The organism is Thermoanaerobacter thermocopriae JCM 7501 (assembly GCF_001310975.1).
Taxonomy (GTDB): domain Bacteria; phylum Bacillota; class Thermoanaerobacteria; order Thermoanaerobacterales; family Thermoanaerobacteraceae; genus Thermoanaerobacter; species Thermoanaerobacter thermocopriae.
In genome coordinates this window covers 26,207-42,469 of record NZ_BAZY01000020.1, presented here as the reverse complement: position 1 = coordinate 42,469, position 16,263 = coordinate 26,207, and the positions used below count along the sequence as shown (strand labels likewise).

The 16,263-nt window shown below is 34.6% G+C and carries 16 protein-coding genes and 3 pseudogenes; 18 read left to right on the top strand and 1 reads right to left on the bottom strand.

Features of this window, described 5'->3' with window-relative positions; translation table 11 throughout:
• Positions 1 to 18: 18 nt before the first annotated feature.
• Positions 19 to 576: a lytic transglycosylase domain-containing protein gene (locus tag JCM7501_RS08460; protein ID WP_012994902.1), complete on the bottom strand. Its 558-nt coding sequence runs from the start codon at positions 574 to 576 to the stop codon at positions 19 to 21.
• A 136-nt stretch (positions 577 to 712) separates the two neighbouring features.
• On the opposite strand from JCM7501_RS08460, the gene JCM7501_RS08455 reads away from it, so the two are divergent.
• The 18 genes and pseudogenes from JCM7501_RS08455 (at position 713) to JCM7501_RS08370 (ending at position 16,204) form a co-directional block, all read left to right on the top strand.
• Positions 713 to 1,504 carry a hypothetical protein gene (locus tag JCM7501_RS08455; protein WP_012994903.1) on the top strand — a complete coding sequence of 264 codons (792 nt, stop codon included), beginning with the start codon at positions 713 to 715 and terminating at the stop codon, positions 1,502 to 1,504.
• 14 nt (positions 1,505 to 1,518) lie between these two features.
• Positions 1,519 to 1,887, top strand: coding sequence for a DRTGG domain-containing protein (locus tag JCM7501_RS08450; protein WP_012994904.1), 369 nt, complete (start codon positions 1,519 to 1,521; stop codon positions 1,885 to 1,887).
• Positions 1,844 to 2,293 (top strand): ATP-binding protein, encoded by a 450-nt coding sequence (locus JCM7501_RS08445; protein ID WP_013150112.1) that lies wholly within the window; start codon positions 1,844 to 1,846, stop codon positions 2,291 to 2,293. Before JCM7501_RS08450 ends, JCM7501_RS08445 begins: the two co-directional genes overlap by 44 nt.
• An 8-nt stretch (positions 2,294 to 2,301) precedes the next feature.
• The gene (locus JCM7501_RS08440) at positions 2,302 to 3,609 is read left to right on the top strand and encodes a [Fe-Fe] hydrogenase large subunit C-terminal domain-containing protein (RefSeq protein ID WP_028991495.1); all 1,308 of its coding nucleotides are present in this window, start codon (positions 2,302 to 2,304) and stop codon (positions 3,607 to 3,609) included.
• Positions 3,610 to 3,614: 5 nt separating this feature from the next.
• Entirely contained in the window at positions 3,615 to 3,950 is a 336-nt protein-coding gene (locus JCM7501_RS08435; RefSeq protein WP_012994907.1) for a DRTGG domain-containing protein, read from the top strand.
• On the top strand, positions 3,947 to 4,654 hold the full coding sequence (locus tag JCM7501_RS08430) for a PHP domain-containing protein (protein ID WP_028991494.1): 708 nt from the start codon (positions 3,947 to 3,949) through the stop codon (positions 4,652 to 4,654). Before JCM7501_RS08435 ends, JCM7501_RS08430 begins: the two co-directional genes overlap by 4 nt.
• A gap of 168 nt (positions 4,655 to 4,822) precedes the next feature.
• Positions 4,823 to 5,305, top strand: a complete 483-nt coding sequence (locus JCM7501_RS08425; protein WP_012994909.1) for an NADH-quinone oxidoreductase subunit NuoE family protein — start codon at positions 4,823 to 4,825, stop codon at positions 5,303 to 5,305.
• 13 nt (positions 5,306 to 5,318) lie between these two features.
• The gene (locus tag JCM7501_RS08420; RefSeq protein ID WP_028991493.1) at positions 5,319 to 5,867 is read left to right on the top strand and encodes an ATP-binding protein; all 549 of its coding nucleotides are present in this window, start codon (positions 5,319 to 5,321) and stop codon (positions 5,865 to 5,867) included.
• A pseudogene (locus JCM7501_RS08415) lies at positions 5,867 to 6,231 on the top strand ((2Fe-2S) ferredoxin domain-containing protein). Before JCM7501_RS08420 ends, JCM7501_RS08415 begins: the two are co-directional and overlap by 1 nt.
• Before the next feature lie 15 nt (positions 6,232 to 6,246).
• The gene (gene nuoF / locus JCM7501_RS08410; RefSeq protein WP_028991492.1) at positions 6,247 to 8,037 is read left to right on the top strand and encodes an NADH-quinone oxidoreductase subunit NuoF; all 1,791 of its coding nucleotides are present in this window, start codon (positions 6,247 to 6,249) and stop codon (positions 8,035 to 8,037) included.
• A 21-nt stretch (positions 8,038 to 8,058) separates the two neighbouring features.
• On the top strand, positions 8,059 to 9,804 hold the full coding sequence (locus JCM7501_RS08405; protein WP_013150117.1) for an NADH-dependent [FeFe] hydrogenase, group A6: 1,746 nt from the start codon (positions 8,059 to 8,061) through the stop codon (positions 9,802 to 9,804).
• 149 nt (positions 9,805 to 9,953) lie between these two features.
• A complete protein-coding gene (locus JCM7501_RS08400; RefSeq protein ID WP_012994914.1) occupies positions 9,954 to 10,202 on the top strand; it encodes a DUF4321 domain-containing protein in 249 nt (82 codons plus the stop codon).
• An 8-nt stretch (positions 10,203 to 10,210) separates the two neighbouring features.
• Positions 10,211 to 10,787 (top strand): annotated as a pseudogene (locus JCM7501_RS08395) (nucleoside triphosphate pyrophosphatase).
• Positions 10,788 to 10,821: 34 nt separating this feature from the next.
• On the top strand, positions 10,822 to 11,502 hold the full coding sequence (radC, locus tag JCM7501_RS08390; protein ID WP_028991491.1) for a RadC family protein: 681 nt from the start codon (positions 10,822 to 10,824) through the stop codon (positions 11,500 to 11,502).
• Between the two features lie 21 nt (positions 11,503 to 11,523).
• Entirely contained in the window at positions 11,524 to 12,543 is a 1,020-nt protein-coding gene (locus tag JCM7501_RS08385; RefSeq protein WP_012994917.1) for a rod shape-determining protein, read from the top strand.
• 14 nt (positions 12,544 to 12,557) lie between these two features.
• A pseudogene (mreC, locus tag JCM7501_RS08380) lies at positions 12,558 to 13,381 on the top strand (rod shape-determining protein MreC).
• 6 nt (positions 13,382 to 13,387) lie between these two features.
• On the top strand, positions 13,388 to 13,891 hold the full coding sequence (gene mreD, locus JCM7501_RS08375; RefSeq protein WP_054644848.1) for a rod shape-determining protein MreD: 504 nt from the start codon (positions 13,388 to 13,390) through the stop codon (positions 13,889 to 13,891).
• A gap of 12 nt (positions 13,892 to 13,903) precedes the next feature.
• Positions 13,904 to 16,204, top strand: coding sequence for a penicillin-binding protein 2 (locus JCM7501_RS08370; RefSeq protein ID WP_012994920.1), 2,301 nt, complete (start codon positions 13,904 to 13,906; stop codon positions 16,202 to 16,204).
• Positions 16,205 to 16,263 lie beyond the last annotated feature (59 nt).

Sequence of the window (16,263 nt, the reverse complement as noted above, 5' to 3'; positions counted from 1 at the left end):
GGAGCTTTATGGCTCCTTCTATTTATATAATTCATTTAAAATTTTGCTTATATAATTTATAGTTTCTTGGTAAGGGGGAATACCTTGATATTTTTCTACTGATTGAGGACCAGCATTATATGCAGCTAATGCTAATCTTATGTCATGGTAAGTGTCTAACAAATTTTTTAGGTATCTTACTCCTCCATCTATATTTTGAGAAGGGTCAAAAGGATTGGATACATTTAATTCCTTTGCAGTCGAAGGCATAAGCTGCATAAGTCCCATTGCTCCTGCAGGAGAAACTGCGAAAGGATTAAAATTAGACTCTGCTTTGATAACTGCTCTAATAAGGTTTGCATCTATATTATATTTTTGACTGGCCCGTTGTATTAAATCTTCAATTTGTTGTAAATTTGTATTTGTTGATGGCGCATTGTTACTTACATTTCCTGAATTGTATTGTTGATTTTCTATAGCATTCTTTAAAACTTCAGCAAAAGGTTTATCAGTGTTAAATATTTTTACATTAGCAGGGAGTCTACTTTGAATTTCTCTAAATTTATTTTCAATTATTTGATTTACAATATTTATCAATTCTACCCCTCCTATCATATATAATTCGACAAAATTCCTCTAAAACCTCTTTTAAAAGTGCAAATTAGTAAAAAAGTCCTATTAAAATTTTTAAAGGATTTTTTAAAGGAGTATAGTATAATATAAGTAAAGGTTTATGGTAAGGGTTGATAAAGCAATGAAAAACGAAAGAATACTGGAAGTGTTAATTGTTGTATTAATAATTCCTCTGGTGTCTCTTTTAGCAGGTTATTTTGTTTCAAAAGATATTATAGTGCCTAACATTTCAAAAACAAATGACAGCAATAATTTTAAAGAGATGGTTGTTAAAGGCGTAGACTTGTTTGAAATTATTTTAGGTAGCTATTCAGATTTTGAGACTGCAAAATATCAAGAAGATTTAATGAGGATGAAAAGAGTTTACTCTTTCGTTAGTAAATATTCTGATAAGTATTTGTTGATAGGTGGCATATTTTTAGATAAAGAACAGGCTGCTTTATTTTCTTCCTCTTTAAAGTCTCAAGGAATTTCCAGTGAAGTATATTTAAAAAGGGGACCTTCTCTCAGAATTGAATATGATAAGAAATTAACATCAAATATGGATGATTTTACAAGTAAATTACAAGATTTTAAACAAATTCTTGATTATATAGCTACTCTTTCTTATAAGGCTTATGATGGCAAGTTAAAACGACAAGAATTGGAAGAATTGAAAAGGAAAATAGATAGTTTTAAAAGCGGAAATGAGGATTTTGGAAAAAAAGAAATGACTGCACTAGTACAAAAGACGACAGATATTGTCGATAAAATAACAACTGATATTGAAAAAATTGAAATATCAGCTGCTTTAGAAGATGGAAATACATTTAGTTTGTTGCAAAAAAGTTTATGGGAGTCTTGTGAAGAATACAACGCTTTTTTGAAAACAATTGCTGTGCAAAATCAATGATGGGGTGTTAGGGTATGAGATTAAAAGAGGTAAAAGAAATTTTAAATGCAGAAGTTATGATAGGAGAAGAAAAATTGGAAGAAGAAGTGTTCACTGCTTGTGGAGCGGACTTGATGAGTGATGTTTTGGCATCACGTGACGAAAAGGCTGTGCTTTTGACAGGGCTTACTAATGTGCAGGTTATAAGGACTGCAGAAGTAGTTGGAGATATTAAATGTATAGTATTTGTAAGAGGTAAGAATCCGGGAGAGGACATATTGGAACTTGCTAAAAAGGCAGGGCTAGTGATAATGAAAACGAAATATCCTCTTTACATTGCTTGTGGCCTTTTGTACTCCAATGGGCTTACTTGTAAAAGTGGTGAAGGAAATGGTACTTTATAGTTTAGATTTTGATGTAAAAGCAAGAGATTTTGATTCTGCAGGAGAGGTTTCCAGCAATTTACGGTCAGTATTAAAACAGCTTTCCTTAAATCCAGATGTTGTAAGGAGAAGTTGCATAGCTTGCTATGAAGCAGAGATGAATATAATAATTCATTCTTATGGAGGTCACATGAAAATAGAGATTTTTGGCGATAAAATACGCATAACTGCAGAAGACACAGGTCCTGGAATAGAAGACATTGAGCTTGCCATGAAAGAAGGATATTCTACTGCTCCTGAAGAGATAAGAGAAATGGGATTTGGAGCCGGCATGGGGCTTCCTAATATGAAGGAGAATTCGGATTTCATGGATATAAAAAGCAGTAAAGAGGGAACAACTGTGGTGATGGAAATTTTATTTAAGTAGGTGATAAAATGTTATATTTTCACTCTGTAACATTAGATAAGGATAGATGTAGAGGGTGTACTAATTGCATAAAAAGATGTCCTACAGAGGCAATAAGGGTAAGAGATGGAAAAGCAAGGATTATAAATGAAAGGTGCATAGATTGTGGTGAGTGTATACGTGTGTGTCCATATCATGCTAAATTGGCGGTAACTGATAGTTTGGATATGATGAAAGATTTCAAGTACAAGATTGCACTTCCTGCTCCTTCTTTATATGGACAATTTAGGGATTTAACTATTAATCAAATATTGAGTGCTTTACTGGATGTAGGATTTGATGAGGTTTTTGAAGTAGCATATGCCGCTGAAATTGTTTCTAAATTTACGCGGGAAGCATTAACAAAAGGGAATTTAAAAAAACCAGTTATATCTTCTGCTTGTCCTGCTGTTGTGCGACTCGTACAAATCAGATTTCCCTCTTTGATTGATAATTTATTGGATATATGTTCTCCTATGGATACTGCGGCGATATTAGCAAAAAAGGAAGCAATTAAAAAGACGGGACTGAAGGAAGAGGAAATAGGAGTTTTTTTCATTTCTCCCTGTGCTGCAAAAGTGACAAGTGTGAAAAATCCTATTGGTATAGAAAAATCCAAAATTGATGGGGTTTTTTCTATGAAAGAAATATATGGACTAATAATTCAAAAAGCTAAGACTACTGTTGTTAGAGATTTAAGCAAGGCTTCTATGATAGGTGTTGGCTGGGCAAACTCTGGGGGAGAAGCTTTTGGTACTTTTACAGAAAATAGTATTTATGTAGACGGGATACACAATGTTGTGGATGTTTTAGAAGAGATTGAATTAGGAAAATTGAACGATTTAGACTTTTTTGAAGGGCTTGCATGTATCGGTGGGTGTATTGGTGGACCGTTGACTGTTGAAAATAATTTTGTAGCCAAAAATAGAATAAGAAAACTGACAGAAAAACTTCCTAAAAAAGAAGAGGCTTTGTTTGATGAGGAAGAGATTGATTTTGAAGAGGTGAAATGGAAAAAGAAAATAGAAAAAAGTGAAGTTATGAAGTTGGACAAAGACATTTCAAAAGCGCTTGAAATGATGAAACAAATAGACACTCAATACAAAGCCTTACCAGGACTTGACTGTGGTTCTTGTGGCTCTCCTACTTGCAGGGCATTGGCAGAAGATATAGTGAAAGGGTATGCTACGGAATATGATTGCATTTTTATATTAAAAGACAAAATAAAAAATTTGTCTCAAGAATTAAATGACCTTGCGGGTAAAATTCCTCCAGTTTTAAGTGACGAAAAGGAGTGAAATTTATGAGGATAAAAGTAGAAGATCTTGTCAATAGCGGATTTAAATTAATTGCAGGGGACAACGGAATCAGCAAAGAAATTGAGGGGGTGTATATATGCGACCTTTTAAGTTGGGTTATGGCTCATGCAAAAGCAAAAAGCGCTTGGATAACAATTCAAACTCATATAAATATTGTAGCAGTGGCTTTGCTGGCAGAAATAAGTTGCATAATAATTCCCGAAAATGCGAAATTAGATGAGGAAGCCAAGAGGAAAGCCGATGAGGAGGGCATCCCTATATTAAGTTTTTCAGGAACTTCTTATGAAGCAGCAATAACTTTGTACGAGATGATGAAGTGATGCTTTACTATGATTTGCACATTCATACAGCGCTATCTCCTTGTGCTTCTGATGACATGACTCCTAACAATATTGTCAATATGGCTTCTATAAAAGGACTTGATGTAATAGCTATAACAGATCATAACAGTGCAAAAAATGTAAAAGCTGTGTATAATCTTGGATTAAAAAAAGGCTTAATAGTAGTTCCTGGTATAGAGGTACAGACAAGAGAAGAGGTTCACATACTTTGTTATTTTTATTCAGTAGATGAATGTATAAAATTTAGTGAAATTATTAACAAAAATTTGATAAAAATTAAAAACAAAAAAACAATCTTTGGGAATCAATTTGTAATGGATGAAGAAGATAACATAGCAGAGGAAATAGATTACTCATTGTTAGTTTCTTCTAATTTAAGTGTTAATGAAATTTTCGACTATATGGAGGGCAGGGGGGTAGCGGTCCCTGCCCATGTGGATCGACATTCCTATAGTATTATATCAAATCTTGGTTTTATTCCGAATATTAAAAATTTAATTACAATCGAGGTATCGAAAGCCATCAGAAAAGAAAATTTTTTACACTCATATCCCGAACATAAAAAATATAAAATTATAAGGTCTTCAGATGCTCATTATTTAGGAGATATTTCTGAAAAAGAAGAATTCTTACTGTGCGGGTCTGAATTAAAAAGTATTGTAGACTGGCTAAGAGGTTATTAATTTTTCCTATAATCCTACTAAATTAGTTGGACTTATTAGAAAATAAAAATTTTTTATAAAAAGTTGTTAAAGTTTTAATAAAGTTATGATATAATATTAACAAAGAATAAACAAAAAATTTATATGAGATAAGCTATATGAAATTTTAATTCACAAGGAGGGAAATAAATGGATGCTTTGTACCAAAAATTCGGTGAAGAGAAAGTAGAGAGGTTTAAAAAGGCTTTGGAGGAATTAAAAAATATTCCTGGTTCGTTGATTGCAATTATGAATGAGGCTCAAGAAATTTTTGGATATCTTCCTATTGAGGTTCAACTTTATATTTCAAAAGAAATGAATGTGCCTTTATCAGAAATATTTGGAATAGCTACTTTTTATTCAAGGTTTACTTTAAAGCCTTCGGGTAAATACAAGATCAATTTGTGTATGGGAACAGCTTGTTATGTAAGAGGAGCTGCAATGGTACTGGAGAAAATAAAGGAGAAATTGGGAATAGAAGTAGGTGAAACCACTGAAGACGGAAAATTTTCTTTAGAACCTACTAGGTGTCTTGGAGCTTGCGGATTGGCTCCTGTTATGATGATAAATGGTGAAGTCTTTGGAAGATTAACTCCTGATGATGTGGATGAAATATTAAGTAAATTTGAGTAAGAGTTTGATTATTATGAAAGAATTAGCCCTTTATATATTAGATTTGGCACAAAATAGCATAAGAGCAAGAGCTAAAAATATTTGTATTGAAATAAATATAGATACTTCAAAAGATATGCTTAAAGTGTCTATAGAAGATGATGGATGTGGAATGAAGGAGGAATTATTAAAAAAGGTCACAGACCCTTTTGTAACTACAAGGAAGGAAAGAAAAGTGGGGCTTGGGATTCCGCTCTTTAAGGAGCTTGTCCAGCAGTGTGAAGGGAATTTTGAGATTTTTTCTGAAGAAGGAAAAGGAACAAAAATAATGGGTACTTTTAAACTTTCCAGTGTAGACCTTGTTCCACTAGGAGATATAGCGTCAACAATTGTTTCGTTGATATTATCTGCTCCAGAAGTGGATATTGTATACAAATACAACAAAGATAACCATGAATTTTTGTTTGACACTAAAGAACTCAAAAAAATACTAAAGGGTGTCAATATAAATGACATCAAGGTGTTGAACTGGATAAATGAATATATAAATGAGAATATGAAAGGTGATATGGAGGTGGAATAATGAAATCTATAGAGGAATTGGAAAAAATCAGAAAAGAAACATTAGAAAGAATCAATTTGAGAAGGATAGGTCAGGTGTAAGAATTGCTGTTGGTATGGCTACTTGCGGTATTGCAGCAGGAGCGAGACCTGTCATGATGGCGATATTGGATGAACTTAGCAAGAGAAATGTCACGGATGTAATTGTTACAGAGACAGGGTGTATAGGTATGTGTAAATTAGAACCAATTGTAGATGTTTATGTTCCCGGCCAAGAGAAAGTGACTTACGTAAAGGTTGATGAGAAAAAGGCAAGGCAAATAGTTGCTGAACATGTTATAAATGGCCATCCAATCAGAGAATGGACTATTGAAAATTACGAATAGAGGAGGGGAAATAGTATGCTTTATAGGTCACACGTAATGGTATGTGGTGGTACCGGATGTACATCTTCAGATTCTGATAAAGTAGCAGAGCGTTTTACAGAGGAAATAAAAAAGGCTGGTCTAGATAAAGAAGTATTAGTTGTAAGAACTGGATGCTTTGGCCTTTGCGAATTGGGACCAGTTGTTGTAGTGTATCCTGAAGGAGTTTTTTATAGCAGAGTTAAACCTGACTATGTTCCGGAAATTGTGGAAGAGCACTTGCTAAAAGGAAGACCTGTTAAGAAATATCTCTATGGAGAAAGCGTGACAGAAAGAGAGATAAAGCCATTGGAAGAGACTCCTTTCTTTAGAAAGCAAAAGAGAATTGCTCTTAGAAATTGCGGTATCATTAATCCTGAAGATATAAGAGAAGCAATTGCTTTTGACGGATATAAAGCGTTGGCAAAGGTTCTTACTCAAATGACACCAAAAGAGGTTATCGAAGAAGTCAAAAAATCTGGCTTAAGGGGTAGAGGCGGCGGTGGATTCCCGACAGGTGTGAAATGGGAATTTGCTTATAACCAAAAAGAAACTCCAAAGTATGTAGTTTGCAACGCTGATGAAGGGGACCCTGGTGCTTTTATGGATAGAAGCATATTAGAAGGAGACCCCCACAGTGTTATAGAGGCTATGGCAATAGCAGGATACGCAATTGGAGCAAACTATGGCTACATCTACGTAAGGGCAGAGTATCCTTTGGCAGTAAAAAGGCTTAAGATTGCTATTGAACAGGCTAGAGAATATGGCCTTTTAGGAAAAGACATATTTGGTACAGGTTTTGATTTTGACATTGAAATAAGGTTAGGAGCAGGCGCTTTTGTCTGTGGAGAAGAGACTGCGCTTTTAAATTCAGTAATGGGAAGAAGAGGCGAACCAAGGCCAAGACCACCATTTCCTGCTGTAAAGGGTGTATGGAGCAAACCTACAATTATTAATAACGTAGAGACATTCGCTAATATTCCGCCAATTATACTAAATGGTGCGGAGTGGTTTTCAAGCATAGGTACTGAAAAATCGAAAGGAACAAAGGTTTTTGCCCTGACCGGTAAGGTAAACAATACAGGTCTTATTGAAGTTCCAATGGGGACCACTTTAAGAGAAATTATATACGAAATAGGTGGAGGAATACCTAACGGAAAGAAATTTAAAGCTGCTCAAACTGGAGGACCTTCAGGTGGCTGCATTCCTGCAGAGCATTTAGATACACCAATAGATTACGATTCCTTAATAAATGTAGGTTCTATGATGGGTTCAGGTGGACTTGTTGTAATGGATGAAGACACTTGTATGGTCAATGTTGCAAAATTCTTCCTTGAGTTTACAGTTGATGAGTCCTGCGGTAAATGTGCGCCTTGTAGGATTGGCACAAAAAGAATGCTGGAGCTTTTAGAAAAGATAACTTCTGGTAAAGGTGAAGAAGGAGACATTGAAAAGTTGGAGGAACTTGCGAAAACCATTAAAGCGACAGCTTTGTGCGGCCTTGGACAAACAGCCCCAAATCCGGTTTTATCTACAATTAGATATTTCAGAGATGAATATGAGGCGCATATAAAAGAGAAAAAATGCCCAGCTGGCGTATGCCAAGCCCTCTTAAGATTTTACATTGACCCCGATAAGTGTAAAGGCTGTGGAATTTGTGCTAAAAATTGTCCTGTCAATGCTATTTCTGGAAAACCAAGGCAGCCTTATGTGATTGACCAAGACAAATGTATAAAGTGCGGCACATGCATTGAAAAATGTCCATTTGGCGCAATCTACAAAAAATAATTGAAGGAAGGAGTGTAAAAGATGGACAAAGTTCGTGTTACGATAGATGGCATCACTGTGGAAGTTCCCTCCCATTATACCGTATTGGAAGCAGCAAAAGAAGCAGGAATAGATATCCCCACACTGTGTTACCTCAAGGAAATCAACCAAATTGGCGCTTGCCGTATATGTGTAGTTGAAATAGAGGGAGTTAGAAATTTACAAACCTCCTGCACTTATCCGGTATTTGATGGTATGAAAGTGTATACAAATACAGCTAAAATAAGAGAAGCGCGGAAATTAAATCTTGAGCTTATACTTTCAAATCATGATAGAAGTTGTTTGACTTGTATTAGAAATACTAACTGTGAGCTTCAATCATTGTCTAAAAAATTAGGAGTAAATGAAATAAGGTTTGAAGGGGAAAATATAAAGTATTCTATAGATAATGCTTCTCCTGCTATAGTTCGAGATCCAAATAAGTGTGTACTTTGTAGAAGATGCGTAGCAGTATGTTCAGAAGTGCAAAACGTATTTGCCATTGGAATGGTAAATAGAGGATTTAAAACAATGGTAGCACCTTCTTTTGGGAGAAGTTTAAAAGATTCCCCTTGTATAAGTTGTGGACAGTGTATTGAGGTATGTCCTGTTGGAGCTATATATGAAAAAGACCATACAAAAAGAGTTTATGAAGCTTTAGCTGATGAGAAAAAATATGTAGTAGCTCAAACAGCTCCAGCAGTAAGAGTAGCATTAGGTGAAGAGTTTGGTATGCCTATAGGAAGTATCGTTACTGGAAAAATGGTAGCAGCTTTGAAGAGGATGGGTTTTGACGCGGTATTTGATACGGATTTTGCGGCGGACTTGACTATAATGGAAGAAGGCTCGGAACTTCTTGAAAGGCTTAAAAATGGTGGAAAACTTCCTATGATAACTTCCTGTAGTCCTGGTTGGATAGCTTTCTGTGAAAAATATTATCCAGAATTTATAGATAATCTTTCAACTTGTAAGTCTCCTCACATGATGATGGGGGCATTAGTAAAGAGTTATTATGCAGAAAAGGAAGGGCTTAATCCTGAGGATATATATGTGGTATCAATTATGCCATGTACTGCTAAAAAACTAGAGATTGAAAGACCAGAAATGCAGCATAATGGAATAAAAGATGTAGATGCTGTCCTTACCACAAGAGAATTGGCGAGAATGATAAAAGAAATGGGCATTGACTTTGTAAATCTTCCTGATGAAGAATATGATGAACCTCTTGGAATGTCCACTGGCGCTGGAGTGATATTCGGAGCTACAGGTGGAGTTATGGAGGCAGCTTTAAGGACAGTTGCAGATATTGTAGAAGGAAGGGAATTAGACAAGGTTGACTTTGAAGAAGTGAGAGGCTTAGAAGGGGTAAGAGAAGCTACCATAAAAATAGATGGTATGGACATAAAAGTTGCCATAGCAAATGGTACAGGAAATGCTAAAAAACTTCTTGACAAAATAAAGGCTGGTGAAGTTGAGTACCACTTCATAGAGGTAATGGGTTGCCCAGGAGGATGCATAATGGGAGGCGGTCAGCCGATTCACAATCCAAATGAAATGGGAAAAGTAAAAGAATTAAGAGCAAAAGCCATTTATGAAGCTGATAAAAGCTTACCCATAAGAAAATCTCACAAAAATCCTGCAATACAAAAACTTTATGAAGAATTTTTGGGAAGTCCTTTAAGTGAGAAGTCTCATCATTTACTTCACACTCACTATTCCAAGAAGGAATTGTATCCTTTGGTGAGATAAGCTTAATCAAAAGTAAAGCTTCCAATATATTATTGGGAGCTTTACCATTTTTTATTTTTAAAGTTAGTTATAGAAATGTATATAATTTATGATATAATAAAAAAGAATAGTAATTTATGATGCTATTAGAACTTAAGGAGTGAAAGAAATTGAGAAGAGGTAAGAGTCCATATACATTGGTGTTTTTACTCATTGTCGGCCTAATTTTAGGAGGATTCTTAGGAGATCTGCTTGCACATTTTTTTAAAGAATTAGCTTATTATCAAATAATAGGTATGGACAATCCACTTACTTTGAACTTGAGTTTTATTAGGTTTTCTTTTCAGCTATCTCTTAAAATAAATATAGGAACAGTTGTAGGATTAGTTCTTGCAATTTACGCTTATTACAAAATGTAGGTGATAAGATGAAAATTGTCCTTGCTTCTAAATCGCCAAGGAGAAGAGAGTTACTTTCAAATTTAGGACTTGACTTTGAAGTGGTAGAAAGTAATGCAAAAGAGTTTTCAAGAGAAAAGCAGCCTTCAAGATATGTCATGGATTTATCTTTTAATAAAGCTATGTCGGTTGCTAAAAAATTAAGTGAAGAAGCTATAGTGATAGGTGCTGATACCGTTGTAGTAATTGGAGATAAAATTTTAGGAAAGCCAAAGGATAGAAATGAAGCTTATGTTATGCTTAAAAAGTTACAGGGAAAAGCTCATACAGTATATACAGGAATTACTATCGTCAGAACTTACGATTTTAAATATGTAAGCGATTTTGAAAAGACAAAAGTTTGGATTAGAAAATTACAAGATGAGGAAATTTTTAATTATATCGATACTGGCGAAGTTTATGATAAAGCTGGGGCATATGCTATACAAGGAGTGGGTGCTCTTATTGTTGAGAAAATTGAAGGAGATTATTTTAATGTGGTAGGTCTTCCAATTTCAAAACTTTTTTGATATTTTAAAAAGAGAGTTTGATGTGAGGTTACTTTGAAAGGGTGAAGGGGTTGGGCAAGGATGCAAAAATCATGATAAAAGACTTGCCTTATGAAGAAAGACCTAGAGAAAGACTTATAAAACATGGTGCTCAGGTATTGTCAAATGCCGAGTTGATAGCTATAATAATAGGGACAGGAAGTAAAAGAGAAAGTGCTATTACTTTAGCACAAAGGCTTATAATGGAGGATAGAGGGCTTAAATTCATTGTAGATTCAAGTGTAGAAAAACTTGCTAAGATAAAGGGAATTGGTATAGCTAAGGCAGTAAAGCTAAAAGCTGCAGTAGAATTAGGACGTCGAATGATGTTATCTACAGGAAGCGATAGTTTTACAATAACATCGCCAGAAGATGTCATAAGTTTAATGATGGATGAAATGAGGTATTTGACAAAAGAATATTTTAAAGTGATAATGCTTAATGTAAAGAATAAAGTTATTGCGATAGAGACTATTTCTATAGGAAGTCTAAATACTTCCATTGTACATCCGAGAGAAGTATTTAAGGCAGCAATTGAAAGGTCTTGTTCCTCTATAATTTTAGTTCACAATCATCCAAGTGGAGACCCTACTCCTAGCAGAGAAGACATAGAAGTGACAAAAAGGTTAGTAGAAGGAGGAAATATATTGGGTATAAAGGTGTTAGATCATGTTATAATTGGAGACGGAAGAGGTATAAGCCTTAAAGAAAAAGGGTATTATGAGTTTGAATAAAATAGGAAGGAGTATACGCAGATGAGAGGATTTTCCAGAGATATTGGAATTGATTTGGGTACTGCTACAACCTTGGTGTATGTACAAGGTAAAGGAATTGTTTTAAGAGAACCTTCAGTAGTAGCTATAAGAACTGATTCCAATGCAATTCTTGCAGTTGGAGAAGAAGCAAAAAAGATGGTAGGGAGAACTCCTGGAAATATAATCGCTATAAGGCCTATGAGAGATGGTGTAATAGCCGATTTTGATATAACTAAAGCTATGTTGGATCACTTTATAAGTAAAGTTAATCCAAGAAAGGGGTTATTTAGGCCTAGAGTTATAGTTGGTATACCTTCTGGAGTTACAGAAGTAGAGAAAAGAGCAGTAATTGAAGCAGCTTTACAAGCAGGGGCGAAAGAAGCTCATACAGTAGAAGAGCCTATGGCTGCAGCAATTGGAGCAGGCCTTCCTGTTGAAGAACCGACTGGTAGCATGGTGGTGGACATAGGCGGTGGTACGACAGATGTGGCTGTAATTTCCCTTGGGGGAATTGTTACCAACAAGTCTTTAAGAGTCGGCGGAGACGAGATGGACGAAGCTATAATAAATTATATAAAAAGAGAGTATAACCTCATGATAGGAGAAAGGACTGCAGAAGAGATAAAAATACAAATTGGTTCAGCTTTTCCAAAACCAAAAGAGGAGACTATGGACATAAGAGGAAGAGATTTAGTGTCTGGCCTTCCTAAAACATTAAAGATTTCTTCAACAGAGATTTTAGAAGCATTAAAAGATCCGATATCCAGCATCATTGAAGCTATAAAGATGACACTGGAAAAGACTCCACCAGAGCTTGCAGCAGATATCATGGACAGGGGAATTATGTTAACAGGCGGAGGTGCTCTTTTAAGCGGAATAGATAAGCTCATAAGAGAGGAAACAGGAATGCCTGTGCAAATAGCTGATCAGCCGACAGATTGTGTGGCACTTGGAGCAGGAAAAATTTTAGAAGAAAGTTCCCTCTTTAGAAGGGTTTTAAGCCCGGCAAGTAGAGCTTGAGAGGTGTTATTGGCGTGCCACGTTTTTTTAGGAATAAGCAATTTATTTTGGTTTTTTTTATAGCCGTGGCGCTGATTGCCGCCATGGCTTATACTTATGATGCCCAAAGATATGCTACTAAAGCAGAATCTATAGTTGGAACTGTTTTTACTCCTTTTCAAAAGGTTTTCTATCAAGTGGGAGAAGGAATTTCTAATTTTTTTTCTTCAATTGGTGAGATAGGTACTTTAAGGGCAACAAATGAAAAACTTAAAAGAGAAGTAGAAAAACTAAGAAAAGAAAATATTCAGTTACAGGAATTAATGAACGAAAATAAAAGGCTTAAAGAAGCTTTAAATTTTAAAACAGAAAATGTTGAATTAGATTTAAAACTCGCTACTATAACAGGAAAAAATCCAGGAAATTGGTTTAATACTTTTACTATTGATAAAGGGAAAAATGAGGGTATTAAACCCGGTATGGCAGTTTTAGACGAAAAAGGAAATATGATAGGACAGATTACAGAGGTAGGAGACAAATGGGCAAAGGTTTTAGCATTATAGATAGAAATAGTTCTGTAAGCGCTGTAGCTGTACGAACTCGTGATAATGGTGTTGTAAGAGGAGATTCAAACGGTGGACTTATCATGATTTATCTTCCCTTGGATGCTGAATTAATAGAAGGTGATGTAGTAACTACTTCTAGTATGAGTAGATTTCCCAAAGGGTTGATAATAGGAAAAGTATCAAAAGTTACTCGAGACCCAGGTTCTTTGTTAAAACAAGCTGTCATAGAACCTGCTGCTGATTTTGAAAGACTGGAATATGTTTTTGTAGTTACTAATATGACAGGGATGTAGGTTATTATGAGGAAAATATATAAATATTTATTGCTTGCTTTGTTAATTGTTTTACAATCAACTTTATTTAGATTTATAGATATCTTTGGCGTCAAACCAGATGCAGTTTTTATGGTAGTTTTAAGTTTTTCACTTTTAAATGGTCCTTGGGAAGCCGTTTATTTAAGTCTTTTTGCTGGGATTATTCAGGATATTCTTTTTAATAATGCTTTAGGGGTTACTACTTTTTCTTTATTAATTGTAAGTTACCTCACAGGACTTTTAAGTAAAAGTGTTTTTAAAGAAAGTTCTTTTGTAGCTTTTGTGTTTGTATTTTTAGGAACTCTTCTTTATAATCTTATCACCATGTTTTCAATGGTTTTGATGAAATATCAGTTTAATTTCTTATTAGATTTTGTGAATATTGCGATGATACAGGCGCTTTATAATTCTATAATTACTGTTTTTGTTTATAGATATCTAGTTTCTTTTAACATCTATGTTACTAAAAATAAAGTGAAATTTTTTTAAAAAAAACAAATTTTGAAGGTGATATCTTTGAATGAGAGCCTTAAAAGAAAATTTTATACCTTTGGAGCCATTATCATTGCCCTGTTTGTCGTTTTAGTTTTCCGCTTAGTTTATTTGCAGCTGATAAAAGGCGACTATTATAGAGAAATGTCAATTCGGCAAGCAATTAGACTCATACCTATTGATGCTCCACGTGGTGAAATTGTTGATAGGTATGGAGTAAAGTTAGCTACAAACAGGCCAAGTTTTTCTGTAAATATTATAAAAGGAGAAGTGGTAGATAGTCACCTTAACGAGACTATACTAAAATTAATGGATATTTTGACGAAAAACAATGTAAAATATAAAGACGATTTGCCTATCTATTTAGATGAAAATGGGAGGCCTTATTTCAATTTTAAAAATTCAGATGAAGTATCAGTAAAAGAAGAAACTTTGAAAGCTAGAGAAAAAGCCTGGAAAAAAGCTAATAACATACCTGAAAATGCTACTGCTCAAGAGGCATGGGATATTTTAACAAAAAAATTTAAAATATCTAAGGATATGGATCCAATAAAAGCTAGAAAAATAATGGTTGTACGCCAATTAATGGAAGAACAAGGATATAATCAATATCAGCCAGTAGAAATAGCTGTGGATGTTGACCAAAAAACGATTGCTGAGATTGAGGAAAGACATTTAGAATTGCCGGGAATTATGATAAATGTAAAACCTGTTAGGTATTATCCTTATAAAACACTATTATCCCAAACTTTAGGCTATATTGGTCGAATTACTCACGAAGATTTAAAAAATTTGGATATGACCAAGTATAAGCTTACAGATTTGGTTGGACATTCTGGACTTGAGGCATTGTATGAAAAGTATTTAAGAGGAAAAGATGGTGGTCAGCAAGTTGTAGTAGATAATTATGGGAGATTAATAGAAAATTTAGGGACAGAGCAGCCTGTACCAGGTAGTACAATATTTTTAACTATTGACAAAAATATTCAAGAGGCGGCAGAACAATCTCTTATTACAACTATGCAAAATATAAAAGAAGGGAAATATGGTGAATCTTTTCCTGCTAATATTGGAGCAGCAGTTGTTGTAGATGTACACACAGGAAAAGTTTTAGCATTAGCCAATATCCCTGGTTATGATCCAAACATTTTTGCTACGGGCAATCCTCCGAAAGATGTAATAAATGAGCTTTTTAAATCAAGGGATACTACTATTGATCCGAGTCCTATTTTTAATTATGCAGCTCAAGGTGCCGTACCTCCAGGATCTATTTTCAAAATGGTTGTTGCATTTGCAGCTTTAGATACTGGTGTTACAACAGTTGATGAGAAATATTTAGATCCAGGAATATATCCTTATACAGGACAACGTAACTGGGCATGGCCCAGGACACAAGGTTGGGTGAATGTATCTGATGCAATTAAATATTCTACTAATACCTATTTTTTTGAAATGGGAAGACGAATGGGAATAGATAAAATAGTTGAATATGCAAAAAAATTTGGATTAGACCAAAAAACAGGAATAGAACTGTATGAAACAAAAGGTGTTATTGCAAGTCCACAATATAAAAAAGAATATTATCTTGGTTTGATAAAATCAATGGTGAAATCAGATAAAAATCCAGATGGAGTTATAACAGAGGAACAATATCAAAAAATTATAGAAATCATTGAAAAAGAAAATTTAGGTGACTATAATACTTTTTTACAGTTAGAAAAGATGGGGATAAAAGATACAAAGCTTCAAAGAAAATTATGGGAAATAATGTATTATGCAAAACATTGGAGCTTGGCAGAAACTTGTAGTGCGGCGATAGGACAAGGAGATAATCAATTTACTCCTTTACAAATTGCCAGTTATGTGTCTACATTAATAAATGGGGGAATTAGATATAGACTTCATTTAGTTGATAAAATTGTGTCTCCCGATGGGAAAATTGTGGAAGAAACAAAGCCAGAAGTTTTAGAGAGAATTGATATTCCGAAAGAATATCTCGATGCTATAAAGTTAGGTATGAAAGAAGTAACAGAATTAGGGGGTACTGCAAGCAGTGCTTTTCGTAATTTTCCTATTCCTGTAGGAGGCAAGACAGGTACTGCAGAGGCAATTGGAAAGGCTAATTATGCTTGGTTTGTTGGTTTTGCTCCTTATGATGACCCACAAATAGTTGTGGTTGTGGTTATATATCAAGGAGGACATGGTTCTTACGCTGGTTATGTAGCGAGAGATATTTTTAATGTTTATTTTGGATTGAGCAAAGATAATACAGGTGAAACCTTCAATGTGATAAATTTGCCTATAAGATGATTTTGGGTGGGGATATTTTATCCTCTTTTTTCTTATAATTAAGAAGGAAAATTGCGATT

What these genes read in the sequence shown, in the direction of transcription:
- JCM7501_RS08455 (WP_012994903.1), top strand. Translation starts at nt 713, where the DNA reads ATGGTAAGGGTTGATAAAGCAATGAAAAACGAAAGAATACTGGAAGTG.
- JCM7501_RS08405 (WP_013150117.1), top strand. Translation starts at nt 8,059, where the DNA reads ATGGACAAAGTTCGTGTTACGATAGATGGCATCACTGTGGAAGTTCCC.
- JCM7501_RS08425 (WP_012994909.1), top strand. Translation starts at nt 4,823, where the DNA reads ATGGATGCTTTGTACCAAAAATTCGGTGAAGAGAAAGTAGAGAGGTTT.
- JCM7501_RS08440 (WP_028991495.1), top strand. Translation starts at nt 2,302, where the DNA reads ATGTTATATTTTCACTCTGTAACATTAGATAAGGATAGATGTAGAGGG.
- JCM7501_RS08450 (WP_012994904.1), top strand. Translation starts at nt 1,519, where the DNA reads ATGAGATTAAAAGAGGTAAAAGAAATTTTAAATGCAGAAGTTATGATA.
- JCM7501_RS08385 (WP_012994917.1), top strand. Translation starts at nt 11,524, where the DNA reads ATGAGAGGATTTTCCAGAGATATTGGAATTGATTTGGGTACTGCTACA.
- nuoF (WP_028991492.1), top strand. Translation starts at nt 6,247, where the DNA reads ATGCTTTATAGGTCACACGTAATGGTATGTGGTGGTACCGGATGTACA.
- mreD (WP_054644848.1), top strand. Translation starts at nt 13,388, where the DNA reads ATGAGGAAAATATATAAATATTTATTGCTTGCTTTGTTAATTGTTTTA.
- radC (WP_028991491.1), top strand. Translation starts at nt 10,822, where the DNA reads ATGATAAAAGACTTGCCTTATGAAGAAAGACCTAGAGAAAGACTTATA.
- JCM7501_RS08435 (WP_012994907.1), top strand. Translation starts at nt 3,615, where the DNA reads ATGAGGATAAAAGTAGAAGATCTTGTCAATAGCGGATTTAAATTAATT.
- JCM7501_RS08420 (WP_028991493.1), top strand. Translation starts at nt 5,319, where the DNA reads ATGAAAGAATTAGCCCTTTATATATTAGATTTGGCACAAAATAGCATA.
- JCM7501_RS08445 (WP_013150112.1), top strand. Translation starts at nt 1,844, where the DNA reads ATGGGCTTACTTGTAAAAGTGGTGAAGGAAATGGTACTTTATAGTTTA.